Consider the following 26,273-nt stretch of genomic DNA (forward strand, 5'->3'; position numbering starts at 1 on the left):
GTGGGCTTTTTCAAACCAGAGGTACTATGGACCTGACAGGAAAAACCTCCCTTGTGACCGGCGCCGCAGGTGGGATCGGAGCCGCCATCGTGCAACGCTTGCGCGCCGCCGGGGCAAAGGTTGCCGTGACTGACCGCGACGTGGCCGGGATCGCTGCCGACGCCCACTTGCCCGGAGACCTGCTTGACGCATCTTATGCCGACTCGCTGCCGCACGCCGCCTCGGATGCGCTGGGCGGGTTGGACATCGTGATCAATAACGCAGGTGTCATCACGCGCGGGGCCGTGACCGAGACGACGGACCCGGACTGGGTGCTGTCGCTGGGCGTGAATGTCGAGGCCCCGTTCCGCATCTGCCGTGCTGCCATTCCGATCATGGCTGCAGCGGGGGGCGGGGCCATCGTAAACACTGCGTCTTGCTGGGGCCTGCGCCCCGGCCCGAAACATGCCGTTTATTGCATGACCAAGGCCGCCATTGCCTCGCTGACGCAATGTATGGGGATGGATCACGCCCATCAGGGTATACGTATCAACGCAGTTTGTCCGAATGAGGTGAACACGCCTATGTTGCGCTCGGGCTTTGAAAAACGCGGATTCGATCCCGACAGCGCAGTTGCCGAGTTGGGCCAGACCGTCCCGCTCGGTCGAATTGCCGAACCCGAGGACATTGCGGATGTGGTGATGTTTCTGGTCTCGGACGCGGCGCGGTATATCTGCGGGGCCTTGTTGGAAGTGAACGGAGGCAAACCCGTCGCATGACCCGATTTGAAGGAAAAACCGCCTTGGTGACAGGCGGGCGCAGCGGGATCGGGCGTGCCATTGCTCAGCGTTTGCGGGATGAGGGCGCGCAGGTGTTCACCGCGCAGCGCGGTGCGGATGCCAATGGGATCGAGGTCGATTTCAGCGATCCCAACGGCCCGAAAGCCGTGGTCAATCAGGTCGTCGACAGGGCGGGGCGGCTGGATATCCTGATCAACAATGCAGGCATGATGCAGGAGGCCCGCGTTGACGAAATGAGCCTTGAGGATTGGCAGCGCACTCTGACCGTCAATCTGACCGCGCCGTTTCTGCTGATCAAAGCCGCGCTGCCGCATTTGCGAAAGGAAGGGGGCAGCATCGTCAATATCGGCTCGATCGAGGGTTTGGGCAGCAATCCTGGCCACGCCGCCTATGGCGCCTCTAAGGCCGGGCTGCATGGTTTGACCCGCGCCGTTGCCGTGGATCACGGGGCCGAGGGCATTCGCTGTAATGCAGTTGCACCCGGTTGGATCGACACAGAACTGAACGTGGAATTCATCGCCTCGATGCCGGACCCCGAGGGGTTTTCCGAGGATATCAAACGCATCCATCCCGTCGCCCGTAACGGCCAACCCGCCGAGGTGGCGGCTTTGGTCGCGTTTCTGGCGTCGGACGAGGCCAGTTTCATCACCGGGCAGGTCTATACGGTTGACGGCGGGCGTATGGCCAAGCTCAGCTTGCCCTGATTATTCATCCCGCGCCCGCCACTCCTTCCAGCGCAGTACCACATTCGCTCCAAGCTCGCGAAAAGGCTGTGGAGGCAGGCGTTTTGGCGGTTGTTCCTCCTCAAAATGGCGGGTGATGTCGGATTGATGTCCGCAAGCACGTTCCGCCGCAGCGATACCCGTCAACGTGCCGCGCGCGGTGCCCAGCCCGTTCTGAACGCAGCCCGAGAAGACACCGGGTTCGATCTGCCGCGCGACCGAGACGCCGTTCAGGCTCAAGCACAGATGGCCCGCCCATTGGTATTGCATTTGCAGACCCGCCAACTGCGGAAAGCGCTGATCGAACTTGCGTTGCATGACGCGGGCGGCCCGGTTCAGATCGCGCGCTTTCACCGCCATACCGGGGCGCAGCGCGGCGCAGGTGCGGGTAACGATCCGGTTGCCGCCCTGACCGCTATCAATCCTACGCATCGTCGTTCCCATCGGGTCGGACGGTGTTACACCCCAGCGTGACTGCCCGCCGATATGGGCCATCTGCTCGGCGTCCAACTCGGTTGTCATGGCGGCAAACAGGAACAGTTGCATCAGCCGGTCGGTCTCGATCCCGAAGCTTTCCAGATGCCCGTTCACCGTTAGGATCACCGTGCCCGTGCTGACCGACCCGTGCGCCGTTTGAACTTGCCACGCGTTGTCTTGTTTCTGAAACCCCGTGACCGACGAGTTTTCAAACACCGCGACCCCATGTTCGACCAGCCCCTCTGCCAAGCCGCGCACATAGCCCGCCGGTTGCAGCATCACCGTCCCCGGCGTGTAAAGCCCCGAGCGATAGTGGCGAGACCCGGTCAACTCATGCATCTGCTGTGGGTCCAGCATTTCACTGGTCTCGCCGAGACTGGCCAGATGCTGCGCGTAGCTTTCGTTGTGAGCGTGACCGGCTGCGCTGGCTGCGCCGTTTACCTTGCCCGCCGGGTCGAAATAGTTCGGGTCGATCTGATATTGCGCGACGGCCTCACGCGCAAAACCGATGGCCTGCCGGTTCAGCGCGATCATCGCCCGGTCATCGCCCGCGCCCGCATAATCATCCGAGGCCAGATCATGCGGCAGATCGATCATAAAGCCCGAGTTCCGCCCCGCAGCCCCCTCGGCGACACGTCCGGCCTCTAGCACCACGATCTTGGCGTCGGGCTGCAATTGGGTCAGTCGCCGCGCCGCAGACAACCCGGCAAACCCGGCACCGATGATGGTGAAATCGGCGGTGATGTTGTCGCTGAGTTCCAGCGCTGGCGGAGGATCGCCCAGAAGGACGCTCCACGCCGCTGGCCCGCGGTGGAGGGGCAGGGAGCGAGCGGTGTAGCTTCTCAATCCACCGCCTCATCTTCGTCATCGGCCAGATCAATCCAGATGGTCTTCAGCTGGGTGTATTGATCATGCGCGTGAACGGAATTGTCGCGCCCGCCAAAGCCCGATTGCTTGTAGCCGCCGAAGGGCGTGGTGATGTCGCCCTCACCAAAGCTGTTCACCGTGACCGTGCCCGCCCAGATCGCCCGCGCACCGCGAATGGCGCGTTTGACATTGGCCGTGAAGATCGAGGCGCACAGGCCATACTCGGTGTCATTGGCGATCCTGATGGCTTTATCAAAGCCTGAGACCTCGATAACCGACAGCACCGGGCCAAAGATCTCCTCTTGCGCCAACACCGCATCGTTTCCGGGCACTTCGACCACCGTGGCCTCGACAAACCCATCCTTCGCGGTGCCACCGATTACGACATTCTCGGCCTGTTCAAGATAGCCGCAGACCTTGGCGAAATGCCCCGCGCTCACCAGCGCGCCCATACGGGTTTCCGGGTTCAGAGGGTCGCCGATATTCCACTGTTTCGCGTGATGGGCGATGCGTTCCAGCAGTTCAGCCTTCACGTCCTTATGCACGATCAGGCGGGACGCGGCCGAGCAGTTCTCGCCCATATTCCAGAACGCGCCATTGACGATATGCGCGGCTACACGGTCGAGATTCTCGGCATCCTCCATCACGATGGCGGGGTTCTTGCCACCCATCTCAAGCACCACCTCTTTTGCGTTGCTTTCCGCCGAATAGGTCAGGAACCGCTTGCCGGTGACGGTGGAGCCGGTGAAGGACACCATGTCGATATCCATGTGCCGGCCGATGGGCTCGCCCACCTCGGTCCCGCCACCGGGCACGATGTTCAGCACACCGCGCGGCACCCCGGCTTCCATCGCCAGTTCGGCCAGCCGCAGGGCGGTCAGCGTCGTCTCGGCCGCTGGTTTTACCACTACCGAACAGCCTGCCGCCAGAGCAGGCCCGATCTTCCACGCCAGCATCAGCAAAGGGAAGTTCCAGGGCAGCACCAGACCCACGACGCCAATCGGCTCACGCACCACCATGGCGATGTGATCGTCGCTGGCGGGCGAGACCTGATCGTAAATTTTGTCGATCGCCTCGGCGTGCCATTTCAGGCAGTGAATGGTCTCGGGCACGTCCACGGTTTCGCAGTCATAGATGGTCTTGCCGCTGTCGATGCTCTCCATCACCGCCAGCTCGCGGGCATTTCGCGTCATGAGCTTGCAAAGACGGATCAGCACGTCCTTGCGTTCGGACGGGTGGAGTTTCGACCAACGGCCATCATCAAACGCCTCGCGCGCCTTTTCGACGGCAAAATCCACATCGGCCGCACCACAGGCGGCGATATCTGTCAGTTTCGCGCCTGTTGCGGGGTTCACCGTCGAAAACGTCTGGCCCGAGATCGCGGGGCGATAACCACCGTCGATGAACGCCCCGGTGGGCAGGTCCAGCCCTGCGGCGATGGATGTGTATTCGTCCTGTGTCAGCAGTTCCATGCTTTATTCCTCCGCCACGATGTCAGCGATTGTCTTTTTCAAAACGCGCGTCACCTGTTCCAGCGCGCGCTTGTCATCCTTGTTCAAACCTTTCAGCGGAGGCCGCATCCCCCCCGCATCAATCCCGTTCATTGTGACGCCGTGCTTGATTGTCTGGATGAACTTGCCGCCCTGTTCCAGCACCCGCATCAGGGGCATCATCGCTGACATTATCCGGCGACCTTTGGCGAAATCGCCTTCGACCACGCAGGCTTGATACAGAGCCACATGCTCGGCAGGCAGAAAATTCGATCCGCCGCAGACCCAGAAGGGCGCACCCCAGGCGAAGAATTCCAGTGCCTGGTCATCCATGCCGCAGCCCAGCTGGATATGAGGGTAGTCGCGCGCCAGCAGATGAACCCGGTTGATATCGCCCGAGCTTTCCTTGATGCCGCAGAAATTGCGGCTACGGCCCACGCGGTCAAGGAACTCCTCTCCCATCATCGTACCGGTGCGGTGTGGATAGTTATACAGCATGACGGGCAGGTCGGCGGCTTTGTCTATGGCCAGCGCGTTCAGCGCGTTTTCCCGGTCGGTGGGCACCGCATAGGGCGGGCTGGCCAGCAGGATCGCGTCCGCGCCGATCTCTCGCGCGCCCGAGGCCAACGCAATCGAATCCGCCGTCAACATCGCACCGGTGCCGACCACCAAGGGCAGACGGCCCTTCAACTGCTGATGCGTGAAACGTGCCAGTTCCAGCCGTTCTTCGACCGTTTGGGCATAGTTCTCACCCGTTGATCCGCCCGAGATCAGCCCATGCACGCCATGGTTGATCAGAAACTCGATCACCTGCGCCAGAGCATCCCAATTCACGGACCCATCGGCGTGGTAGGGCGTGACTACGGGGGTATAGATCCCCTCAAACTTGAAAATCGGGTTCATTGCGTCCTCATGCAGGTTTCGACAGGGGCGCGCCCATGGGCACATCCAGCGCGTCAGGCATCACGAACAGCTCAATCTGATCGCGTGACAGGTTCCAGTGGTCCTCGGCCAGCTGCGCAGCAGCCGCCTCATCGCCCGCCTCGATGGCGGCGATGATGGCGTCGTGCTGGTTGCTGGCCTGGGACAGGTTCTCGGTCATTTTGGCGGTTTGAGGCCGGTAAAACGTCATCCCGATACGGGCGTGGTCAATCAAAAGCCGATTGAACGAGGGCAACAAGTAGACATTGCCCGACATCTCGCCGGTCACGTCATGGAACCGGTTGTTGGCCAGCGCGCGATCTTCGGCGGACCCAGCACGCAAAGCCGCCTTGAACGCCTGCTGCGCATCCTTCAGGGCGTCGATCTGCGTTCCTGTGGCGTTCTGCGCAGCCAGCCGCAGGATGGCGCCGTAAACCATCGGTGCGGCCAGAAAGAAATCGCGTAGGGTGGTATATGACATCTCGGACACGCGCGCGGATCGGTTGGTGCGCAGGTCCAGATAACCCTCACCGGCCAGTTGCCGGAACACCTCGCGCAGGGGCGTGCGGGACAGGCCGAACGCATCAGACAGATGTGCCTCATCCAAATCGGTTCCAGGCTGCAGGCGCAGGGTCAAAATACCGACCTTCAGATGTTCGGTCAGGTCCGCTTTGCGGGATTTGCTGTCGTCTTTCACCTGGTCCGCCCCATTCTTGATCGATTCGTGTCTGGTCTTTCATTCTGTATTCTATAAAAATACAAGTTGTATACAGAAAAGAATCGTGCAGCATAGCGCCCCATAGAAACCGGATCTGTTCATGCGCAAAACGCGGCACATCACCTTCATCTTGATCGAGGAATTCTCGCACCTCGCATTCTCCTGCGCGGTCGAACCCTTGCGGATCGCCAACCTGGTGAGTGAGCAGACGCTTTATGATTGGACGTTAATTTCAGAAGATGGAGAGAGGGCTGTTTGCTCGAACGAACTTGTGACGCTGGTGCATGGTGGTTTGGGCGATCTGCCAAAGACGGATCAGTTGTTCGTTTTGTCCGGCATTCATATGCGCAACCACGTCACCCGTTCGCTTTTGGCTACTCTTCGCCGGGAACGGGCGAGGGGAACCGCCATTGGTGCCTTGTGTTCCGGCGCGTGGCTGCTGGCCGAGGCGGGGTTTCTAGACGGAATGCAGGCCGCGATCCATTGGGAGTACCATGACGCCTTCATGGAAGCATTCCCCGAGGTGAATCTTGTTCGCAGTGTCTTTGTGGCGGATGAAAAGCACATAACCGCATCCGGTGGCACAGCGACTGCGGACCTGATGCTGCACCTGATTGAGCGGGATCACGGCGAAGAGCTGGCTGTCGCTGTGGCCGACCAGATGGTTTACAACGCCGTGCGAAATGCGACCGCTAAACAACGCGTATCGCTGCAATCGCGCAACGGGATGCGCAATGCCCATCTGGCCAAGGCGATCCACATAATGCGCGATTGTATCGAGTCTCCGATTTCTCCATCGCAGATCGCCGATGGGCTTGGCATTTCAACCCGACAGTTGGAGCGTTTGTTCGGCAAATACCTAAACACCTCACCTAAGAAGTATTTCATGGAACTGCGGCTGGAAAAGGCGCAAAGGCTGTTGCTGCAGACCGAAGCCTCGGTCACAGAAGTTGCCATGGCATGTGGTTTCGAAAGCCCCGGTCATTTTTCGCGGGTGTATCGCTCAAGTTTCGGGGTCACGCCTCATGCGCAGAAAAGCAAGATCGATTGATTTGTGGTGACGGGGGGAGCCGCTCTGTCAATTGGCGAGGTGGGCTGGACATGCGCTCACCCCCGTGTTCCCGCTTGTACCCCCTCGTTAAAATCCAACTGGTCAACAATTCCGCGAGATTGACTGTGTTTAAACCGTAATATGGGCGTAACTATTGCCAGAACATGTCAACTCCGCGCTGTTTTTTGGCGCGGAAACGATCATCCTGCCTCATTTCAAATGCCTCTTCTGGGCCACAGTTTGGCCCTTAAAGATAAGTTAATCTTAGGCATGTTTGCCTTAAGCACGAGTTTGTGGCACTTTTGTAAAGTCAGAAATCAGACTGACATGTTAATTTATGGCAGAAAATCACATTCGAATGGCCTTGAAGTTTCCCATGTCCTTCTCAGGAGTTAAAGCTGGAGGACCGAAATGAATTTAGAAACTCAAGAAACTGCAATTTTCTCGGGTTTGCACGGCTTGCCTGTCGAACAGCGCGAGGCGCAGATTTGTGAAGCGGCACACTCGGCCCAAACGGCATTCGAACAGATTTCCCAAAGCGCATCCTGCAACATGGAAGCGAGTGGTGATTTCCAGAAGCGGGTTTTCAAAATCTTTCGGTGGTATTTCTTGTCTGCCTTCTGCACCCGGTTGTTGTCCGAATCCGTCCATCGGCTTGAGCATCAGACCCTGCAGGTATCTATGGATATATGCAGCGCGGTCAAAATGATCCTGTCCGAAAGCGATGTGGAAGAGTCGATGGCGCTGGTTCGGGTTGAAAAGACTTCTCCGATGGTGGTCAGGGCCAACGACATCGGTGCGCGCGGACATACTGTGGGATGGGTCGCCGCTGGGCTGCACGAAAAAGGCCGGAGCTTTCCGGGCGAGATTGAAAATGCTCTGGCAGGAGCGTTGGCTGCGTCCCGCCGTCTGAACTAATACATAGCTCTGAGGTGTTCAATTGCGCGGCAAATGGCGGTGATGCTGCGCAATAACGCATTGTCGGCGCAGGGACATTAGGCTTAGTATCCGCACATCTACATATTGTACTGTAAGGTGGTGCTGCTGGAGAGAATTGAACTCTCGACCTCTCCCTTACCAATGGAAGTTTCAGATCAGGATTTATTTATTTATATCAATTGGTTGAAGCGGACTTACTGGGAGTCTGCACCATTTTTGCACACATTTCTCTAACCCATTGAGGTTAAATGGATAAATATCTGGTGAATTTCACCTAGCGCTTTCCGGAACCAAACGCTCCGCGGGAAACCTATTTTTTAACCCCGACGGAATTCGCTCACAGGTTGAAACCTCCGAGGCAGACGGTCGTGACTTCAGTACGATGAGTTGATTGGCTAGCAACTAAGCATTGAACACTAGCGAGCGACAGTTGAGTTTGAATTTTCAATCTCCGATTGGATACGATTCAGCAGAACTACATCTGTTTTTACTGTATCTTGGCCGCATTATTGACCAAATTTTGTTGATTCAGCACTTACAATGCCATAAATCTGTTGGCTGGAGGCTTGATGATGATTTACCGGTTGGAAATTGAGAATTTCTATTCTGTGCGTGAGCGGCAGGTCGTCGATCTGACCGTAGGCAAGAAAGTTCCCGATGAACCGGGGCGTTTGGTTCAAATTTTTGATGGTTCTGAGGACCGCGCTCCAAGAATCGTTGCGATATATGGTGCAAACGCTTCAGGGAAGTCTAATGTCCTTCGCGCCATCGCTTTCCTGTCTTGGTTCGTCCAATACAGCTTTCAGCATCAAGTAAGGTCTTTGCTGCCGTACCAAAAGTTTCTCACTGATGCGTCCTACGATGCTCCGACCAGATTGTCATTGACGTTCTCTGGTAAGGAGGAGCCATTGGTGGCTGACAGTTCCAAAACATGCCCATACGTTTACACTCTCGAACTCTCGTCTCGCGGTGATTTAGAAGACCGGGTTATCAGTGAAAGTTTGTACTACAGGCCCACAGATGCATCGCGGATGGTTCGGATCTTTGAAAGGAATGAGGTCGGCGAAGTAAAAGTGGCAAAATGGGTCGGTCTCAGCCACCAGCATTCAGTATTGCAAACTATTCTTCGTCCTGACTCAAGTGTCATCTCGACTTTGGGGCAACTGAACAACAAGCTAGCACTGAACTTCATCACTGCTGCAAGTTCAATTGACACAAATATTCTACTGACGAGATTCGAACATAATGAGCAGGACTTGTTAAGAGTGTATGCGTCTAACGACAAAATGCTGGATGCTCTTAATCGCGACATCCGTCGCATAGATCTTGGTATCGACCAAGTAGAGATAATAGCTGAAAACGGCGCGCCAGTTGCAAGTTTCGCTCACAATGGTTTGGACCGGCCAATCAAGATGCTTTTTGAAAGTCACGGTACCCAGCAATTTGTAAGGATTTACCCAAAGCTATATCGAGCGCTAGAAATAGGTGGAATTGCGGTAATAGATGAGCTTGATGTTGCGATACATCCAGCCGTTCTTCCTGAGATCATGCGTTGGTTCTCAGATCCTGAGCGCAATCGATATGGAGCGCAGCTCTGGATGAGTTGTCATGCAGTCTCATTGCTTGACGATCTTTTGAAGGAGGAAGTGCTTATCTGCGAAAAAGATAATAGCGGAGCAACACAGGTTTACGGCCTTGGCGATATAAAAGGCATCCGACGCGGAGAGAATTTCTTACAAAACTACTTAGGCGGTGTTTATGGCGGGATTCCGAGTATCGGTTAATGACTAGGCGCAAGATACAACGAAGAAAGCGTATCTTTCTTGGATGCGAGGGTGAAAGTGAACAGGGCTATGGGGCGCTTTTAAGTAAGCTTGCGGAAGACGCGGGGCTAAGTGTTCACCTTGTGATCAAAAACCTTCAACCGGCCGGTGATCCGCTCGCTCTAGCCGAAAAAGCCATTCGGCAGTTCGACAAGGATAATCGAAAAGCGCCATTCATTGGAAAAGCTATCTTGTTGGATACAGATCGACTCACCGAACCAGCAGAAAGAGGTCGGCAGGCACTGGAATTGTTGCAAAGAGAACAATTCATAACAATATGGCAGAGACCTGATCATGAAGGTTTGTTGTTACGACACTTCCCCGGCCGAGAACACAACGATCCTCCTCGAGGCAGGTCTTTGGCTGCAATTCAAGTAGTTTGGCCCGGCTATAGAAAAAATATGGCCGCCGCTGATTTGGCTGGTCGTATAAGAATAGATGACGTGCGGAGGGCGGCGGGTGTCACTCCGGGTCTGCTCGATCTTCTCCAACTAATTGGCTTGAACGTAGAATAACACCAAAACCACGTAGCAACACCGGGTGCAGAGCCCGAGTGTATAAGCTTCGAAATTCCTATGAATACCACTTTCTGGGAGTGTGTTCAGCGTACTATCCCCAGCCGGATTCCTGAGCTCGAAGTCGCAAGCTCTAGGCAAAAATTGGCCTTTGGCTAATTGCACAAAACTCACTCACAAGAACTTTTATTAGCAAAACTAACTGTCGCCTGTTCAGAGTTGATGGCCGCACGAAATTGATTCCATTGCGGATTCAATCAACTAAATCTGCACGCATTTTGCACACTTTCTGCGGCCAAGTTTCCCGCGTTTCACCGCACTTTGCCGCACTTCACAAAATACGGTGAACGCGAATCTTGGGGAAAACCGGGGTCAGGGAAAATTACAAAACCCTTGTTTTAAAAAGGTTTTTCTCTATGGTTTTGAGGATTTTATGGTGCTGCTGGAGAGAATTGAACTCTCGACCTCTCCCTTACCAAGGGAGTGCTCTACCTCTGAGCTACAGCAGCGCTGTGGGCGGGTGATTAGACTCAAACGAAACGCGGCGCAAGGGTGTCTGGACGGTTTTTTTCGCCTCCTGTAGAGAAAGATCATGGCAGACAAAGATACACCAAAAAAACACGGCAAATCCGGCGATCCGCGCGAGGAGCGACTGAAGGCTGCGCTTAAAGCGAATATGGCGCGACGTAAGGCGCAAGCCAAGGCGCGGGCGATATCCGGAGAGAAGACCGACAAGGACGAGGGATAAGAGCACATGGATTCGATTCTGGTTACGGGCAATGGTCCGTTGAACGGTCAGATACCGATTGCGGGGGCCAAGAACGCATGTCTGACGCTTATGCCAGCGACGCTGCTAAGCGAAGAGCCGCTGACGCTGACAAACGCACCCCGGCTGAGCGACATCAAGACGATGACTGCCTTGCTGCAATCGCTGGGGGCCGAAGTGTCGGCCTTGCAGGACGGACAAGTGCTGGCCATGTCCAGCCACAACCTGACCAGCCATACCGCTGATTACGAGATAGTGCGCAAGATGCGCGCCTCGAATCTGGTGCTTGGTCCGCTACTGGCGCGCTTTGGTGAGGCCGTGGTCTCGTTGCCCGGCGGCTGCGCGATTGGTGCGCGACCTATGGATCTGCATGTCGAGGGACTTGAGGCGCTGGGCGCTGAGATCGAGTTGAAAGACGGGTATCTGCACGCCAAAACGTCGGGTGGGTTGAAAGGGGCCGTGCATGAGATGCGGTTTGCCTCTGTCGGCGCGACCGAGAACATCGTCATGGCTGCCACGCTGGCCAAAGGCGCCACCGTGCTGAAAAACGCCGCGCGTGAGCCCGAAATCGTCGATCTGGTAGAGTGTCTGCGGAAGATGGGTGCGCAGATCTCGGGCGAAGGGACTTCGACAATCGAAATTCAAGGCGTCGACCGGTTGCACGGTGCGACCCATCAGGTTGTAACGGATCGGATCGAACTGGGCACTTATATGTTGGCACCGGCGATCTGTGGCGGCGAGGTTGAACTACTAGGCGGACGGATGTCTCTTGTCGACTCTTTCGCCGCTAAGCTGAATGCCGCAGGCATTGAGGTCACGGAAACCGCAAACGGGCTGAAAGTTACGCGCAAGAACGGACGCGTACGGTCTGTCGATGTTGTCACCGAACCCTTCCCCGGATTTCCGACCGATTTGCAGGCGCAGATGATGGCGCTGATGTGCACTGCCGAAGGCGTGTCCGTTCTTGAAGAGCGGATTTTCGAGAATCGGTTTATGCACGCTCCTGAACTGGTACGTATGGGGGCCAATATCGAGGTCCATGGCGGTACCGCTACGGTTACGGGCGTCGAGCGTCTGAAAGGTGCACCGGTGATGGCGACGGATCTTCGCGCCTCGGTCTCGTTGATTCTGGCCGGTTTGGCGGCCGAAGGTGAGACGACTGTAAGCCGGGTCTATCATTTGGACCGGGGATATGAACATGTGGTGCGCAAGCTGGAAGGCGTGGGTGCAAAGATTGAACGGATCAAGGGCCAGTAATGACAGATGCAAGTTTCCACGACGGTCGTGAGGCCCCGCTGAACCTGGGGGCAGAGGATGCGGACGACCTTCAGGTGATTTCGACCCTGACGCAGGACGCGGTGTTCCCCATCACCGAGATGACATGGCGTCCGTCGGAGCGTCGATTTGGTCTTTTGCTGAACCGGTTCCGCTGGGAAGACAAAGATGCTGCAAGCCAACGCGACCGTCCGTTTGAACGGGTCCAAGCGCTGCTTGTTTTCGATTCCGTCCTGTCGGTTGCCAGCCAGGGGGTGGACCGCAGCGACAAGGACACGGTTATGTCCCTGCTGTCGGTTGATTTCGAGCCCGGCGAAGATGGCGCCGGTCATATTGTTTTGACGCTGGCCGGGGACGGAGCGATCCGTTTGACGGTCGAGGCTCTGGACGTCACCCTCAAGGATGTGACCCGGCCCTATCAGGCGCCTTCTGGTCAGGCTCCACATCATCCGGAATAAACGGGGCATAGCACAAGCCTTTGCCGGACCCTCAACGAGTCTGGTTTTGCGTCCGGCGACCGTGTTCGACGTTTTTCAGATCAGTCAGGTTTTGATCCGGTCGATTACGTACCTTGGTGCAGCAGATCATCGGAAAGATCCCGATCTGCTGGCGGCGTGGAGTGCAAACAAAGACCCCCAGACGATCCGACGCTGGTTGCAATCGGGAACCGAACTTTGGTTGGCCGAAATGGACGGCCAAGTCTCGGGCGTCGGGGCTCTGCGCTTCGGGTCGGAAATCGCGTCGTTGTATGTCGATCCGGCCTATGTTCGGCGCGGTGTCGGGTTGGCCCTGCTGGTTCGAATGGAGCACGAGCTTGCGCAGCAAGGCTGCACAATTGCGCATCTGAACGCCACCGCAACAGCGCGTGCATTCTATCGCCGATATGGTTGGCAGGATGCGGCTGCGCCCGAACATTGGTGCGGAATGCGACATTATCCTATGCGCAAATCGTTGCACCCACCCGACGAAGGGTTGAGACCATCTGCTGCGGGCGATATGTCCCGGTAAAATCCCGTTCGGAGTGCCTGCTCATGCCCGTTTTCCTTGATACGACCTCGCCCGAGTTCGAGCTCGCCTTTCAGGCGTTGTTGTCAGCAAAACGCGAGGACAGCCCGGATGTAGACGTGATTGTGGCTGAGATCATCGAAGATGTTCGCAATCGGGGTGATGCTGCGGTGATCGAGCTGACCGCGAAATTCGACCGGCTTGAGTTGACGCCTGACACTCTGGCCTTTTCTGCCGAAGAAGTCGCAGCTGCGGTGGCGAAGGTCTCGGATGAGGATCGCGCCGCGCTGGAGCTGGCCGCCGCGCGTATCCGCGCCTATCACGAAAAGCAGTTGCCCGAGGATCACGAATGGACGGATGAAGCCGGGGCGACTTTGGGCTGGCGCTGGTCGGCGGTGTCTGTTGCGGGGCTTTATGTGCCCGGCGGGCTGGCGTCTTACCCGTCCTCGGTTTTGATGAATGCGATTCCGGCCAAGGTGGCAGGGGTCGAAAGCCTAGCCATCACGGTGCCGACGCCCGACGGGGTGGTGAACCCGCTTGTCCTGCTGGCGGCGCAGCTTTCAGGTGTGGATACGATCTATCGTATCGGTGGTGCTCAGGCGATTGCAGCGCTGGCTTACGGTACTGATTCCGTCGCGCCGGTGGACAAGATTACCGGCCCCGGCAACGCCTTTGTCGCTGCTGCAAAACGTCGTGTGTTCGGCAAGGTGGGAATCGACATGATTGCGGGCCCGTCCGAGATTCTGGTCATCGCCGACAAGGACAACGACCCAGACTGGATCGCGCTGGATTTGCTAAGCCAAGCCGAACATGACGAAAGTGCACAGTCGATCCTGATCACCGATGATGTGGCGTTCGGGCAGGCGGTGGCCGAGGCCGTGGACAAGCGGCTTGAGACATTACAACGCCGCGCAATAGCTGGCCCCAGCTGGCGTGATTTTGGTGCGGTTATCACTGTGTGTGATCTGGACGAGGCAGCAGGCCTGTCCAACCGGATCGCCCCGGAACATCTTGAGCTTTGCGTGGGCGACCCTGTGGCGCTCAGCAAGAAAACTGTTCACGCGGGCGCAATTTTTCTGGGTCAATATACTCCTGAGGCCATCGGCGATTATGTGGGTGGTCCTAACCATGTTCTGCCCACGGCGCGCTCGGCGCGGTTTTCCTCGGGGCTGAGCGTGATGGACTTTCTCAAACGCACGACACTCAGCCAGATGACACCTGCTGCGCTACGGGCCATCGGCCCTGCGGCCGAACAGTTAGCTAAGTCGGAAAGCCTTGAGGCACATGGCTTGTCGGTCGCTGCAAGATTGAAACGCTTGAACGACTAATTGGCTATGGTTTGAGGGTCACAACGCCCTGCGCCATTCTCATTCATTAAACAATATGTCTTGATCTTACTCACGGAACGGAGGCGTCTTGCTGACGTGACAACGTCGGAAGAAGTAAGTTTGGAACGTGTAGCAACATTGTGGATAGGCAGGCGGTTCAGCTATCTGGAGCACCTTTGCCTGAAATCCTTTGCGGATGTCGACCAGACGCCCATTGTTTACCACTATGGCGAGCTTGAAGACATTCCGGACTACGTCGAAGCGCGTGATGCGCGGGAAATCTTTGATGTTTCTGAAATCTACCGTGACCCGATCACGCGATCAGTTGCCGTTCATGCCGATCTTTTTCGTCTAAAGCTCATGCAACAGACCGACTATATCTGGGTCGATGCGGATGCCTATGCCCTTCGGCCATTCGAAACCAACGCAGGATATCTTTTTCCAAAAGCGAATTTGGCGCGGCAGCGCATGATGAACGGCGTTGTCGCGTTGCCACGCGACAGTTCTGCGCTGCAAAAGATGTGTCGGTTTGCCTTTGAAAGCGATCTTGTTCCATTCTGGTGGTCGGAGGATCATCAGAGGGTGTATCGCGAACTCTACGGCCGTTCCTCATATTGGAGCCTCCCATTGTCGACTCTGGGACCACCACTTTTTTTCCATTGCCTTTATGGCTCGCCAGAACACGAGATGAATTCGGCCCGAACCGAGCTGTACGCCGTGCCTTTAAGGCATCGCAGGTTGTGGAATGAACCGGATATGTCAAAGCTCGATTTTTTGGAGTGGCAAAACAAAATGTCGATCCATTTCTTTGGTTCGTGGTTCCGAAAGATGTTTCGTGAAATGGAGATCAACCGGGGGTCTTTGGTCGATACCCTCCTGTCAAAGCACGGGATTGACCCCGCCAAACATCCTTTGTGACGAATTGGCATAGACCGATTTTCTGCGCGTTGCCCATTCACTTTTCTTACGATATGGCTGTCTCAACCCTTATGGACCAGACACCCATGACCCGTATTTCGCATATCGAACTGGACGACCGAAACCTGCCTCCGCCGACGCCTGAGATCGAACAGGAGCGCAAGGTCGCGATCTATGATCTGCTTGAGGACAACAGCTTCGCGCTGCCCAAACGCGGTGACCGTGTCGTGCCTGATGGCCCCTACCACCTGCAGTTGTCGATCCGCGACAAACGGTTGGTTTTTGACGTTGCCACTGAGGCCGAAGAAAAGGCGGCCGAGTTTCACCTTTCGCTGGGGCCCTTCAAGCAAGTGGTCAAAGACTATTTCCAGATTTGCGAAAGCTATTTTGATGCGGTGAAGTCGTTGCCGCCCAGTCAGATCGAAACCATCGACATGGCGCGGCGCGGCATACATAACGAAGGCAGCCGGGTCCTGCAGGAAAGGCTTGATGGCAAGGCCGAAGTGGACACCGATACAGCCCGCCGCCTGTTCACGCTGATTTGCGTATTGCACTTTGGGGGCTGACGGGTGACGTCTCTGCCGCAGTCCATTCTGTTCTGTTGCGACCACAACTCGGTTCGGTCCCCGATGGCCGAAGGCATCATGAAAAAGTTCTACGGCACCGGTACCTATGTGCAATCTGCCGGTGTCCATAACGATCTGGAGATCGACGGTTTCTGCGTCGCCGTCTGCCAGGAAATCGGCGTTGAGCTTTCGCGACACAGGTCGCGTTCCTTCGACGAGATGCAGGAATGGGGCGATGACCTCAGCTCGTTCGACCTGATCGTCGCGTTGTCACCCGCCAGCCAAAGGCGAGCGTTGGATTTGACCCGTATTTTTCATCTGGATGTCGATTATTGGCCAATAATGGACCCTACTGGGCTGGGCGAAAGTCGCGAAGACAAGCTAACTCACTACCGACAGACCCGCGATCAGATCATCAAACATCTGAAGGACCGCTGGGGCGAACCGACGGAGTGACCATGAACCAGACCGTGAAAACCTATTTCGATGCCTTCAATGCAGGCGATGTCGATGGCATGTTGGCCTGCCTGTCCGATGACATTGCCCATCACGTGAATGAAGGGCAGATTCGTGTGGGCAAAGAGAAATTTTCCGCCTTCTGCGCCCATATGAACCGCTGCTACCGCGAGAACCTGACCGATATCGTGGTGTTCGACGCCGAAGGTGGAACCCGTGCTGCGGCCGAGTTCATCGTGAACGGCACCTATCTTGAAACAGACGAAGGCCTGCCCGAGGCGCATGGTCAAACCTACCGTCTGCCCGCCGGGTCGTTCTTTGACCTGAAGGACGGGAAAATCACCCGGGTCACTACCTTCTACAATCTGGCTGACTGGACCAAGCAGGTCTCGAATGGCTAAGGTCTCAGCGGTCCACCCCCTGACCGGAGCGGCGCTTGAGGCCGCGCTGGACGATGTGGCCCGGTTGCGCATCAAGGTGTTTCACGCTTGGCCCTATCTCTATGATGGGGATCTGGGCTATGAGCGGAAATACCTGCAAGCCTACCGCGACAGTGCCCGATCCATCGTGGTAGGGGCCTTTGACGGCGACCGTCTGATCGGGGCCTCGACCGGCGCGCCGCTGGCCGATCATGCCGAAGATTTTGCTGCGGCCTTTGACGGGTCAGGTGTGGGTTTGTCGGATGTTTTCTATTGCGCCGAATCTGTTCTGCTGCCGGACTACCGGGGGCAGGGTGTTGGTCATAAATTCTTCGATCAACGCGAAGCCCATGCGCGCGCTTTGGGCTTTACGAAATGCGCCTTTTGCAGTGTGCAGCGCCCTGTCGACCATCCGATGCGACCAGAAAGCTATAGGCCTTTGGATGCGTTCTGGCGGGCACGCGGGTATGAACCCTTACCCGGTGTCGTGGCGCAGTTTTCGTGGAAGGATATCGGAGAAGACGGTGAGACGCAGAAACCGTTGCAGTTCTGGATCAGGGATCTGAACGCGTAGCTGCGCCTTTCGGTGTCAGTGTGTCTGTTTGCGGCTGAGAAGGCCGTACTTCACCGCCCATCCGCGAAAGGACCGGCGTTTGGGTTTTTCCAGTCTAACCTCGGATTTTGTCTGTGCCCCGCCTTTGCGATTGAATTCGAACACGTCAATGACACGCTCGGCGCAGCCGCAGGCCTCGCCCATACCGACCTTGGCGAAATAGAACTTTTCGAAGCTTTCGGGGTTTTGCATGGTGATCCTCCTGACCCTATTGAACCAAGTATGGATCGGTAAGCCAATTCACTTTCCCGTCGGATCTCGGCCGGGTCTATACATATCGCGCGATCCTGTCCTAGGGTCGCTCCAATCCAATGCTGAAGGACGCAGCCCATGAAAGTCGCAACCGCCGCCTATGACCTCGACTGGCTCGACAGTTGGGCGCAGTATGAGGACAAGCTGAACCGCTGGGTCAGCGAGGCCGCCGGGCAGGGGGCCGAGTTGCTGGTCTTTCCGGAATATGGCGCGATGGAGCTGTCGACATTGGACGGGGCCGATGTGGCAGGTGATCTGGAACGTTCGATCCGCGCGGTGTCGGACCGGATGGCAGATGCGCAGGCCCTGCATCAACGGCTGGCGCGCGAATATGGCACCTATATTCTGGGTGCGTCTGCGCCGGTTGTGGATGGGCCGGGCCGCCCGGTGAACCGAGCGGCGCTTTATGCGCCTGATGGCCAGCAGGATCACCAAGACAAGCAAATCATGACCCGGTTCGAGCGTGAGGCTTGGGATATCGCCCCCGGCGGCCCGTTGAAACTGTTCGACACCAAGCTGGGCAAGATCGGCGTTCTTATCTGCTATGACAGCGAATTTCCCCTACTGGGTCACGCGCTCAATGACGCGGATCTGATCCTTGTACCTTCATGCACCGAGGCACTCTCGGGCTATTGGCGGGTGCGGATCGGTGCGATGGCACGTGCGCTGGAAAACCAGTGTGTGACGGTCATGGCGTCGCTGGTTGGTAAGAATGAGTGGTCCGAGGCCGTGGATATGAACACAGGCACCGGTGGCATCTTCGGCCCGCCGGACAAAGGGTTCCCCGGCACCGGCGTATTGGCTGAAGGACAGTTGAACCAGCCCGGCTGGACTTACGCCGATATCGATCTGTCGGCCATTGCAGAGGTCCGCGCCGATGGCCATGTGCTGAACCGAACCCATTGGGATGAGCAAACGCCCCGAGTCGAATCGGTCACAATCTCTGCTCTTTCGTGATTCCGGCCTTGAAATAAGCCCGAAATAGGCTCATTTAAGCGCACATCCTCGCAGATTCTGCGAGTGCAACGTAAATGTGGAGACAACATGGCCAAGGAAGATACGCTCGAATTTCCCGGTGTCGTGAAGGAACTCCTGCCTAATGCGACGTTTCGGGTCGAGCTGGAAAACGGCCATGAGATCATCGCACATACGGCAGGCAAGATGCGCAAGAACCGCATCCGTGTTCTGGCTGGCGACAAAGTTCAGGTCGAGATGACCCCCTATGATCTGACCAAGGGTCGGATCAACTACCGTTTCAAGTAACGCTTTTTCTCATGGCGTTTATCCTCGGATCGGGCAGCCCAAGGCGGCTGGACCTGTTGGCTCAGCTTGGCGTGCAGCCCGATGCGATCCGCCCCCCTGACATCGACGAAACGCCCCTGAAGGGCGAACTTCCGGTTCCCTATTGCAGCCGCATCACGCGCGAAAAAGTGCAGGCGGTGCAGGCGGATAGCGATGACGTTACCCTGTGCGCGGATACCACCGTGGCGCTGGGTCGCCGCATTCTGGGCAAGCCCGAAAATGCAGGCCAAGCGGCCGAGTTTCTGCACGCCCTGTCCGGGCGTCGCCACCGGGTAATCACCTCGGTCGCGGTGCGGCGCGGGGATCGGGTGCTGCAACGCGACGTGGTCTCACAGGTTAAGGTCAAGCGCCTGTCGGATGTTGAGATCAACGCCTATCTGGCGACAGGAGACTGGCAAGGAAAGGCGGGCGCATACGCTATCCAAGGCCCCGCTGGCGCGTTCATCCCGTGGATTTCGGGCTCGTTCACCGGTATCGTGGGTCTGCCCCTGTCTGAAACCGCCGCCCTTTTGCAAGGCATCGGCTATCCCCTATATCGTGAGGTCTCATGAAGGGTCGCACTATCGTTCTGGATCACATCAACGATCGCGAGGCGGCCGCGTTGATGGTCGACGGCAAGTTGGATGATTTCCTGATCGCCGCCGATGCGCCTGCACCGGGCACAATCTACCGTGCTCGCGCAGATCGGCCCGTAAAAGGGCAGGGCGGCATGTTCCTGTCCACGCCCGACGGCCCCGCGTTTCTGCGGCAGGTCAAGGGGCTTGCCCCCGGTGCGCTGCTGCTGGTGCAGGTGACTGGCTATGCCGAGCCGGGCAAAGCCCTGCCCGTGACCGATCGTGTCCTGTTCAAAAGCCGCTATGCGATTGTCACCCCCGACGCGCCGGGCCTGAACATCTCGCGCTCGATCCGCGATGAGGATGAGCGTGACCGCCTGCTTGAGATCGCGCACGAGGTGATGGAAGGCAGTGATTACGGCCTGATCCTGCGCTCGTGCTGCGCGGGTGAGGATGCGGGTGAGGTTGCTGAAGATATCAGCACCATGCTGGCCCACGCGGACGCTGTAGTGAATGACCCCGGAACCGAGCCGGAACTGCTGCTTGAAGGCGACGGGCCTCATGTTCTGGCCTGGCGCGACTGGACCGACCCGGCCGAGGTCGAAACCCGCGCAGGCAGTTTTGACACCCATGGCGTGCTGGAGGCATTGGACACGGCCCGCGGCATTTCTGAGCCTTTACCCGGCGGAGGGCACCTGTTCATCCAGCCCACCCGCGCGCTGGTCGCCGTTGACATCAATACCGGTGTTGACACGTCCTTGGCCGCTGGCACCAAAGCCAATTTCGCCTGTGTCAAAACGCTGGCCCGCGCCTTGCGGGTACGCGGGTTGGGCGGGCAAATCACGCTCGACCTGGCGCCAATGCCCAAGAAGGACCGTCGAGGGTTCGAGTCCGCTCTGCGCGCCGCCTTCAAGTCTGACCCGATCGAAACCACCCTGGCTGGGTGGACGCCATTGGGACATTTCGAGTTGCAGCGTAAGCGAGCGCGGCTGCCCTTGCTTGAGGTGCTTAAATGACCTGTCCGATTTGTGCTGAAGACACTGTTCAGGCGTACCGCCCGTTTTGCTCAAAACGTTGTGCTGATCTGGACCTTGCCAAGTGGTTGAACGGTTCATATTCGGTCCCTTCTCAGAGGGAGGAGGACGTTGAGGCCGATGTCGAGACGGAAGAAACTGATCATTCTCGTCCGCATTGAAAAAATGTTGAAAAAGGCTCTGGACACTGCCAGTGGCAAGTCATAGAACGCCTCCACCCAACGATGAACATCGTTCCGATGCCCGGGTAGCTCAGGGGTAGAGCAGTGGATTGAAAATCCTCGTGTCGGTGGTTCGATTCCGCCCCCGGGCACCACGTTCTCATACGAACCTATTGATTACCCTCAGTTTCTTGTGGAAGCAGGGCGAGTGTAGGACATGGCGTATGACAATTCGGTACCCTATTCATTTATCAAGCGCGGAATCTACTACTTCGAAAGAAGAGTGCCGCGGGACCTAAAGAAACATTATGACACTTCGAAAATATCTTATTCATTGAGAACCAAGTCTGCTGCAGTGGCGGCATCAAGGGCGAGACAGGCCGCAGAGCAATTAGACCAGTATTGGTACCATCTACGAATCTTGAATTCAGAATTACCTGGAAAACACCGACTCCGTATCCGGCAAGGCGCACCAGCGTCTGTCTCACCGGACACGAATGTACCAGACGTGACACTCTCCGAAGCTGTCGAAGTTTATCTTAGGCTGAAAGGAAGTGGGCGGCCGATTACATTTCACCGTGCTGCAGAGCGATCATGTGGTTATGTTATCGACACTTGCGGCGACAAGCACCTCTCCGAATACACCAGAACCGACGCAAACGCATTCCGGGACATGCTCATTAATCGTGGAATGGCTGGGAGTAGTATTACACGGGTTTTCGGAACGGTCAGAGCTGTATTTAACTTCACATCAAGTGAGCTAGGGCTAACGATGCCAAACCCATTTTCGGGTGTCTACTACGATAGATCCTTGGGCGTGAAAGATCGCCAACCACTTTCAATTGATGAAATTAGAGTGGTCCAAAGAGAGTGCAGGAAAACCAATGACGACCTGCGCTGGTTGGTCGCGCTAGTCTCTGATACCGGAATGCGTTTGGCTGAGGCGGCTGGGCTGCACATTGAGGACTTGAAGCTGGAAGATGATGTTCCGCACGTTGAAATCCGTGATCACCCTTGGCGCCGTCTCAAGACAGCGGGAAGCACTCGAACCGTTCCTCTCGTTGGTGCCGCTCTGTGGGCCGCGGAGACCATCGCTGCGGAGGTGCGATCCAGTACATTTCTATTTCCGAGATACAATTCTGGGCCTCAAACCAACGCCAACTCAGCCAGTGCCACACTAAACAAGTGGCTCAAAAATCACGTTTCCAGAGAATGTACCATGCACAGCTTTCGACATTCGATGCGCGACAGGTTGAGAGCGGTGGAATGCCCCTCGGACATCGTGGATCAAATTGGCGGGTGGCAAACGGATGGGATAGGTCATGGATATGGGCATGGATACCCGCTGCATGTTCTGCAGAAGTGGCTACTGCGGTGCACGTAGAATATTTTTCCCCGGGAGTCGGGGATATCCTAGTCGTCAGAAATGCGCTGATAACTTCGCGAAAATGTACTGTTCCATGTACTCATTCGATGGCCACAAACATCGCAATCAAAGTAGTCAGTGTCGCGTGTAGGAAGCCGCTTTAGAGTAACCCTGTATACTGCACCACATTTCGAACAGCTTTCGTTCTCAGCCTCTTCAGACCGCCAAGTTTGCACCATCTCAATTCCCACGCCGATTCCAGCAAGTGAAGGTAGCGTCATCCCTGTGACGCCATGTCCTACACTCGCCCTGCTTCCACAAGAAACTGAGGGTAATCAATAGGTTCGTATGAGAACGTGGTGCCCGGGGGCGGCAGTTCTGCTCCCATTACAGGCATCGTGACTTATGATTGTCTCAGTAAAAGAAGGGGTATCATTGAGGACGAATCCCGGTCAACAGGCACGTTCTGTCCTACGGTTTGTCCTACGCCTCAGGACACCCTCAATATGGCCACCCATGACACGTTGAGCTCCATCCTCTCGCCCGAAATGCTGCACTAAGACCGCTACTGAATTCGCCCCCCCACGGGGGAGTATCAGAACTGGGGTGAGTGGTATTGGCTGCGTAGATCCCCAGCCATTTTTTTGAATGGACACTACCAGACACTGAAGTCCACTTATGACCGGGCCAGGCGGACGCCCCTGTTTTTTGTTTGTCCCTAAGGGCCTCTTCGGCCCCTAGGATGTTCTTAGAGCACTATGAGCTATTGGCGCAGTCAAAAGCCAAGACCTATAACTGTTAATAGGTTTAGGCTGCTAAACTAGACGGCCTTTCGGTCCTGACAAAGCGGGCCTTAGTTCCTCCGCGACCTTTGGTGCCGTGCACAAAGGACCAACCAAGCATTGTCCAAGCTGCATTGCTCTTTGCCAGCCTAGTTCCCCTGGTCTTCAGATTTGAATCGCCAATAAGCTCCCCCAGCTGCTCTACCTCAATTTCGTGCGTGGTAAGCGGAAGGGACTTAAGGCCATTCAAGACCTTCGTTTTGAAAGTCTCCTGACCTTTTCGAACCCCACGCCGACTGTTGTAGGCCGAGGGATCAATGTCGATGTTCGCACCCGGAAAGAGACTTTGGATCTCGTCTGGTAACACCCTGTCCTGATAAACCCATAGGCGCATTGGACCGCAACTTCCGTCCTTATTTGCGACTCGAACGCGACCACGGGCACCAAGCTGCTTGATCTGGGCCTTGTATTCGCCAGCCCTGACTTCTGCAAAGATGTCTTGGAGCGACCCCATCTGCTGATCTAGCAAAGGTTGTGTCACACGGATCTGACTGAACTGAAACGCTTTCTGCATGTATGCGGTCTTTGGAGCATGGTGAAGGCCAACTAGAATAACATCAGAACAGTCCGCATACTCATTTGAGCCAACGTCAACCTTGAAGTGTGTAACTCTCACGTTTTCGATTGATCACAAGTGGGTAATTTCGAAGGCCCTAAGAGCGGACTTAGTATGGCCGATCAGTGCCTTAGGTACTACGATTAGGACACTTGCATCTCGCGGTGTTTTATCCAGAGCTTCCGCGACAAAACTTTTGTAGCGGCTAATGGACTCTGGAGAACGTGTTAGATCATTGTAGTTGGTCGGCAGAGTTTTTGGCCAACCAGCGACGAAGATCTCAAGATTGCAATAGTCAAGCGTGTTCCCTCGATACATGCGCAAGTTTTCCTTATACGGAGACACCTGCCATCCTTCGAGGTGGACGGTAGCTGACAAGTGGATAGTGCGAGGCACATACGAAAGTTTCATTTCCGTCGTGCAGAAGACCGTCCTCACTTGCCCAGCCCCATCTCTCAGCTGCACGAAAGCGCGGCCTTCGAAAGAAGCAAGAACGAAGCCGACCACCTCGCGGATTATGTGTTTTGCCTCTGACGAAATTTCCATCACTTCTATCTTTTGCAGCATTTTCGCCCAGTCCACCTTTGCTTCAGCAAGTTCCACTGAAAGGTGCTGCTTTCCGAACTCGGCCCTTTCTGCCACATCCTCTGCCCAGTCGCGTAAACGACGCAGAGGTTCGCTGAGTTTCGAGTCTATCGCGTTTGCCTCCTCCCAAGCCGTGCAAATATCTGTCAGGCCAAGTTGTGATGCTCCTTCGAAGACAAGCGGCACTTCGTCGATAATCAGCAGATCCCTTGGTCCCAGCCATTCTTTAATCTCTGAACGTCCACTCAATACAAACTGGTGGGTAGCGATAACGATTCTGAAGTTCTTTAGTTCGCTACGCTCGAAGTAATCGCTCGGTTCAAAGTCGACCATGTCTCGTTTGTATTTGTCGTGTGCTCCAGTCCAAACCGCCACGTCTGCTGTCCAACTGCTTAGCCGAGCAAAGACTTGTTCAGCGGCCAATCTTGTTGGGACTGCGACAACTACTCTGATCGTGGCGCATCTAGACAAGTGCCACATCATGGCAGTTGTCTTCCCAGTGCCGGTATCACTGGCGAAGAACCAATTGCCACGATCGTCTGGGTTTGAAAAGTCTACAACTTCCTCAAGAAGTTCGCCAAATTGCTTTACTGTCGCCCGAACTACTGGAGAAAAGGAATCTAGTGACGGGATTGGACGTTCAGAATTGATCACGAAGAATCTTACCTCGGATGGGTCCCCGGGAAGGCAGTTTGCCTTACTGGCCGGTTGGACAATTGTGGGGGAAGTGCATTGCATGTGCAGAGACAATGAATGCGCGATGTGGGGAACAGGTTGGCTAGAAAACAGTTAAGTCTTATCCGGTTCTGTTCTCTATAACGTCCCTTTAATCGGCTTCACGTCCGGGAGCCTTGAGTCACACAGCGCATTGGGTTATCGCCCGCCGTCACCAAAAACCATTGTCCCGATGGACCAGAGACCAGTCGTGCACTAACAATCAATCCTGACCAGTCAAATCGGGCCAACCATGCGCACAGTGCTGAATACTCTTTGCTTTCTTTTATTGTTGCTAGTCGTCGCTTACTCAACAGTATGGGGCACTTTGGCCCTATGGTTCAAATTCCCAGGCCCGGAATTGATCCGATTAACTGCGATCGTTTCCTTTGTCGTCGTCGGCCTCGGAACGCTAGTTTCAATTTTTCGAAGAAGTAGATGGAGATGGTTTTCTGGATTCGCCTTATATTTCGCAGCGATACTAATATGGTGGAACTCACTAACCCCACCTTCGGACGGAAATTGGTCGCCAGATGTTGTGCGGACAGTCACAGGTGAAATAAGCGGCAACACACTAACACTGAAAGACGTTCGTGCATTTGAATGGCAGTCGGCTGATAGTTTCGAAGAGAACTGGGTTACTAGAGAATACAATTTGTCTCAAATTGAAAGTGTGGACCTCTTCATGTCGTATTGGGGCGGACCAGAAATGGCGCACCTTATGCTAAGCTTCGGCTTTTCTGATGGCAGGTATTTGACGTGGTCGATCGAAGTACGTCGACAGATCGGAGAGTCTTTTTCTCCCGTGGCCGACTTTTTCAAGGCACATCCGATTGTAATGATAGCGGCGGAGGAGCGTGATGTCGTCGGGCTTCGCTCTAATGTTCGAAAAGAGAAAGTACATCTGTTCAGGCTGCGTGGTGAACTGGAAGAGCGTATCAAACTGATCAGCGCCTATGTAGAAGCTGCAAATGAAATCGCCGTGCGACCCCGCTGGTTTAACTCAGTTTTTACCAATTGTTCCCGATCAGCAATTTTAATCGCACGGTACGTTGGTATTAAGATTCCTGTCGATTACCGCGTTGTAATTAATGGCTATTTTCCTAACTACCTGTATGAGCAAGGACTGACCAATACGGAGATTGATATTCAGCAGTTGTATAGTCTTGGAGATATAACAGCTAACGCACTAGCAAACGGACTGGACGAGGGTTACTCGGCAGCAATCCGCAAAGATGTTCCGGTTCCTTAGCTCTTTG

General features: G+C 55.8%; 30 protein-coding genes and 2 tRNA genes. 24 read left to right on the top strand and 8 right to left on the bottom strand.

The genetic code is table 11. The features are described 5' to 3' along the window. The first annotated feature begins 26 nt into the window (after positions 1–26). Both AC2TAD_RS08360 and AC2TAD_RS08365 read left to right on the top strand, forming a co-directional pair. A complete protein-coding gene (locus tag AC2TAD_RS08360) occupies positions 27–758 on the top strand; it encodes an SDR family NAD(P)-dependent oxidoreductase (protein ID WP_480867092.1) in 732 nt (243 codons plus the stop codon). After that, a complete protein-coding gene (locus AC2TAD_RS08365; protein WP_480867094.1) occupies positions 755–1,483 on the top strand; it encodes an SDR family NAD(P)-dependent oxidoreductase in 729 nt (242 codons plus the stop codon). Before AC2TAD_RS08360 ends, AC2TAD_RS08365 begins: the two co-directional genes overlap by 4 nt. Here the strand turns inward: AC2TAD_RS08365 and AC2TAD_RS08370 are convergent, their stop codons facing one another. The 4 genes from AC2TAD_RS08370 to AC2TAD_RS08385 are packed head-to-tail and all read right to left on the bottom strand — an operon-like array spanning position 1,484 to position 5,953. Beyond that, positions 1,484–2,824: an NAD(P)/FAD-dependent oxidoreductase gene (locus AC2TAD_RS08370; RefSeq protein WP_480867095.1), complete on the bottom strand. Its 1,341-nt coding sequence runs from the start codon at positions 2,822–2,824 to the stop codon at positions 1,484–1,486. Then, complete coding sequence (locus tag AC2TAD_RS08375; protein ID WP_480867096.1) at positions 2,821–4,317, bottom strand: aldehyde dehydrogenase; 1,497 nt, start codon at positions 4,315–4,317, stop codon at positions 2,821–2,823. Before AC2TAD_RS08375 ends, AC2TAD_RS08370 begins: the two co-directional genes overlap by 4 nt. 3 nt (positions 4,318–4,320) lie before the next feature. Next, the gene (locus AC2TAD_RS08380) at positions 4,321–5,238 is read right to left on the bottom strand and encodes a dihydrodipicolinate synthase family protein (RefSeq protein WP_480867098.1); all 918 of its coding nucleotides are present in this window, start codon (positions 5,236–5,238) and stop codon (positions 4,321–4,323) included. 7 nt (positions 5,239–5,245) lie between these two features. Next, positions 5,246–5,953 carry a GntR family transcriptional regulator gene (locus AC2TAD_RS08385; protein WP_170751485.1) on the bottom strand — a complete coding sequence of 236 codons (708 nt, stop codon included), beginning with the start codon at positions 5,951–5,953 and terminating at the stop codon, positions 5,246–5,248. A 121-nt stretch (positions 5,954–6,074) separates the two neighbouring features. On the opposite strand from AC2TAD_RS08385, the gene AC2TAD_RS08390 reads away from it, so the two are divergent. The 4 genes from AC2TAD_RS08390 (at position 6,075) to AC2TAD_RS08405 (ending at position 10,302) form a co-directional block, all read left to right on the top strand. Continuing rightward, positions 6,075–7,025, top strand: coding sequence for a GlxA family transcriptional regulator (locus AC2TAD_RS08390; protein WP_480867100.1), 951 nt, complete (start codon positions 6,075–6,077; stop codon positions 7,023–7,025). A 411-nt stretch (positions 7,026–7,436) separates the two neighbouring features. Beyond that, entirely contained in the window at positions 7,437–7,943 is a 507-nt protein-coding gene (locus tag AC2TAD_RS08395; protein ID WP_480867102.1) for a hypothetical protein, read from the top strand. Positions 7,944–8,533: 590 nt separating this feature from the next. Next, a complete protein-coding gene (locus tag AC2TAD_RS08400) occupies positions 8,534–9,748 on the top strand; it encodes an AAA family ATPase (protein WP_480867104.1) in 1,215 nt (404 codons plus the stop codon). After that, positions 9,748–10,302 (top strand): hypothetical protein, encoded by a 555-nt coding sequence (locus tag AC2TAD_RS08405; RefSeq protein WP_480867106.1) that lies wholly within the window; start codon positions 9,748–9,750, stop codon positions 10,300–10,302. The genes AC2TAD_RS08400 and AC2TAD_RS08405 overlap by 1 nt, the downstream gene beginning before the upstream one ends. Before the next feature lie 434 nt (positions 10,303–10,736). Here AC2TAD_RS08405 and AC2TAD_RS08410 read toward each other — a convergent pair. Next, positions 10,737–10,811, bottom strand: a tRNA-Thr gene (locus AC2TAD_RS08410). Between the two features lie 83 nt (positions 10,812–10,894). On the opposite strand from AC2TAD_RS08410, the gene AC2TAD_RS08415 reads away from it, so the two are divergent. The 10 genes from AC2TAD_RS08415 to AC2TAD_RS08460 all read left to right on the top strand — a co-directional run bounded on the left by AC2TAD_RS08415 (position 10,895) and on the right by AC2TAD_RS08460 (position 17,609). Then, positions 10,895–11,050, top strand: a complete 156-nt coding sequence (locus AC2TAD_RS08415) for a hypothetical protein (protein WP_170751479.1) — start codon at positions 10,895–10,897, stop codon at positions 11,048–11,050. Positions 11,051–11,056: 6 nt separating this feature from the next. Further along, positions 11,057–12,325 carry a UDP-N-acetylglucosamine 1-carboxyvinyltransferase gene (gene murA, locus AC2TAD_RS08420; RefSeq protein WP_480867108.1) on the top strand — a complete coding sequence of 423 codons (1,269 nt, stop codon included), beginning with the start codon at positions 11,057–11,059 and terminating at the stop codon, positions 12,323–12,325. Then, entirely contained in the window at positions 12,325–12,801 is a 477-nt protein-coding gene (locus tag AC2TAD_RS08425; RefSeq protein WP_480867110.1) for a DUF2948 family protein, read from the top strand. Before murA ends, AC2TAD_RS08425 begins: the two co-directional genes overlap by 1 nt. Before the next feature lie 46 nt (positions 12,802–12,847). Further along, complete coding sequence (locus AC2TAD_RS08430) at positions 12,848–13,351, top strand: GNAT family N-acetyltransferase (protein WP_234899362.1); 504 nt, start codon at positions 12,848–12,850, stop codon at positions 13,349–13,351. A 23-nt stretch (positions 13,352–13,374) separates the two neighbouring features. Beyond that, a complete protein-coding gene (gene hisD, locus AC2TAD_RS08435) occupies positions 13,375–14,676 on the top strand; it encodes a histidinol dehydrogenase (protein ID WP_480867111.1) in 1,302 nt (433 codons plus the stop codon). Between the two features lie 120 nt (positions 14,677–14,796). Next, a complete protein-coding gene (locus AC2TAD_RS08440; RefSeq protein ID WP_480867113.1) occupies positions 14,797–15,594 on the top strand; it encodes a hypothetical protein in 798 nt (265 codons plus the stop codon). An 86-nt stretch (positions 15,595–15,680) separates the two neighbouring features. Then, positions 15,681–16,160 carry a UPF0262 family protein gene (locus AC2TAD_RS08445; protein ID WP_480867115.1) on the top strand — a complete coding sequence of 160 codons (480 nt, stop codon included), beginning with the start codon at positions 15,681–15,683 and terminating at the stop codon, positions 16,158–16,160. 3 nt (positions 16,161–16,163) lie between these two features. Beyond that, a complete protein-coding gene (locus tag AC2TAD_RS08450) occupies positions 16,164–16,616 on the top strand; it encodes an arsenate-mycothiol transferase ArsC (protein ID WP_170353273.1) in 453 nt (150 codons plus the stop codon). A 2-nt stretch (positions 16,617–16,618) separates the two neighbouring features. Further along, the gene (locus AC2TAD_RS08455) at positions 16,619–17,017 is read left to right on the top strand and encodes a ketosteroid isomerase-related protein (protein WP_170751469.1); all 399 of its coding nucleotides are present in this window, start codon (positions 16,619–16,621) and stop codon (positions 17,015–17,017) included. Next, positions 17,010–17,609, top strand: a complete 600-nt coding sequence (locus tag AC2TAD_RS08460) for a GNAT family N-acetyltransferase (protein WP_170751467.1) — start codon at positions 17,010–17,012, stop codon at positions 17,607–17,609. Before AC2TAD_RS08455 ends, AC2TAD_RS08460 begins: the two co-directional genes overlap by 8 nt. 15 nt (positions 17,610–17,624) lie before the next feature. Here AC2TAD_RS08460 and AC2TAD_RS08465 read toward each other — a convergent pair whose 3' ends face one another. Next, positions 17,625–17,840 carry a hypothetical protein gene (locus tag AC2TAD_RS08465; protein ID WP_170353270.1) on the bottom strand — a complete coding sequence of 72 codons (216 nt, stop codon included), beginning with the start codon at positions 17,838–17,840 and terminating at the stop codon, positions 17,625–17,627. A gap of 138 nt (positions 17,841–17,978) precedes the next feature. Here AC2TAD_RS08465 and AC2TAD_RS08470 point away from each other — a divergent pair, with 138 nt between their 5' ends. The 7 genes from AC2TAD_RS08470 to AC2TAD_RS08500 all read left to right on the top strand — a co-directional run bounded on the left by AC2TAD_RS08470 (position 17,979) and on the right by AC2TAD_RS08500 (position 22,335). Then, complete coding sequence (locus AC2TAD_RS08470; RefSeq protein WP_480552058.1) at positions 17,979–18,857, top strand: carbon-nitrogen hydrolase family protein; 879 nt, start codon at positions 17,979–17,981, stop codon at positions 18,855–18,857. Positions 18,858–18,944: 87 nt separating this feature from the next. Further along, entirely contained in the window at positions 18,945–19,163 is a 219-nt protein-coding gene (gene infA / locus AC2TAD_RS08475; protein WP_005978431.1) for a translation initiation factor IF-1, read from the top strand. 11 nt (positions 19,164–19,174) lie between these two features. Next, positions 19,175–19,753, top strand: coding sequence for a Maf family protein (locus tag AC2TAD_RS08480; RefSeq protein WP_480867117.1), 579 nt, complete (start codon positions 19,175–19,177; stop codon positions 19,751–19,753). After that, positions 19,750–20,772 carry a ribonuclease E/G gene (locus AC2TAD_RS08485; RefSeq protein WP_480867118.1) on the top strand — a complete coding sequence of 341 codons (1,023 nt, stop codon included), beginning with the start codon at positions 19,750–19,752 and terminating at the stop codon, positions 20,770–20,772. The genes AC2TAD_RS08480 and AC2TAD_RS08485 overlap by 4 nt, the downstream gene beginning before the upstream one ends. Beyond that, positions 20,769–20,951, top strand: a complete 183-nt coding sequence (locus AC2TAD_RS08490; protein WP_480867119.1) for a DNA gyrase inhibitor YacG — start codon at positions 20,769–20,771, stop codon at positions 20,949–20,951. Before AC2TAD_RS08485 ends, AC2TAD_RS08490 begins: the two co-directional genes overlap by 4 nt. Positions 20,952–21,031: 80 nt before the next feature. Beyond that, positions 21,032–21,106, top strand: a tRNA-Phe gene (locus AC2TAD_RS08495). A gap of 62 nt (positions 21,107–21,168) precedes the next feature. Continuing rightward, the gene (locus AC2TAD_RS08500) at positions 21,169–22,335 is read left to right on the top strand and encodes a DUF6538 domain-containing protein (RefSeq protein WP_480867121.1); all 1,167 of its coding nucleotides are present in this window, start codon (positions 21,169–21,171) and stop codon (positions 22,333–22,335) included. Between the two features lie 789 nt (positions 22,336–23,124). On the opposite strand, the gene AC2TAD_RS08505 is transcribed toward AC2TAD_RS08500, so the two are convergent. Further along, positions 23,125–23,673, bottom strand: a complete 549-nt coding sequence (locus tag AC2TAD_RS08505) for a hypothetical protein (protein WP_480867122.1) — start codon at positions 23,671–23,673, stop codon at positions 23,125–23,127. Positions 23,674–23,787: 114 nt separating this feature from the next. Next, positions 23,788–24,954, bottom strand: coding sequence for a DEAD/DEAH box helicase family protein (locus AC2TAD_RS08510; protein ID WP_480867124.1), 1,167 nt, complete (start codon positions 24,952–24,954; stop codon positions 23,788–23,790). 313 nt (positions 24,955–25,267) lie between these two features. Between AC2TAD_RS08510 and AC2TAD_RS08515 the strand changes: the two genes are divergently transcribed. Further along, the gene (locus AC2TAD_RS08515) at positions 25,268–26,266 is read left to right on the top strand and encodes an Lnb N-terminal periplasmic domain-containing protein (protein ID WP_480867125.1); all 999 of its coding nucleotides are present in this window, start codon (positions 25,268–25,270) and stop codon (positions 26,264–26,266) included. Positions 26,267–26,273: the final 7 nt, after the last annotated feature.

It is taken from the genome of Ruegeria sp. HKCCD7628 (genome assembly GCF_057221005.1).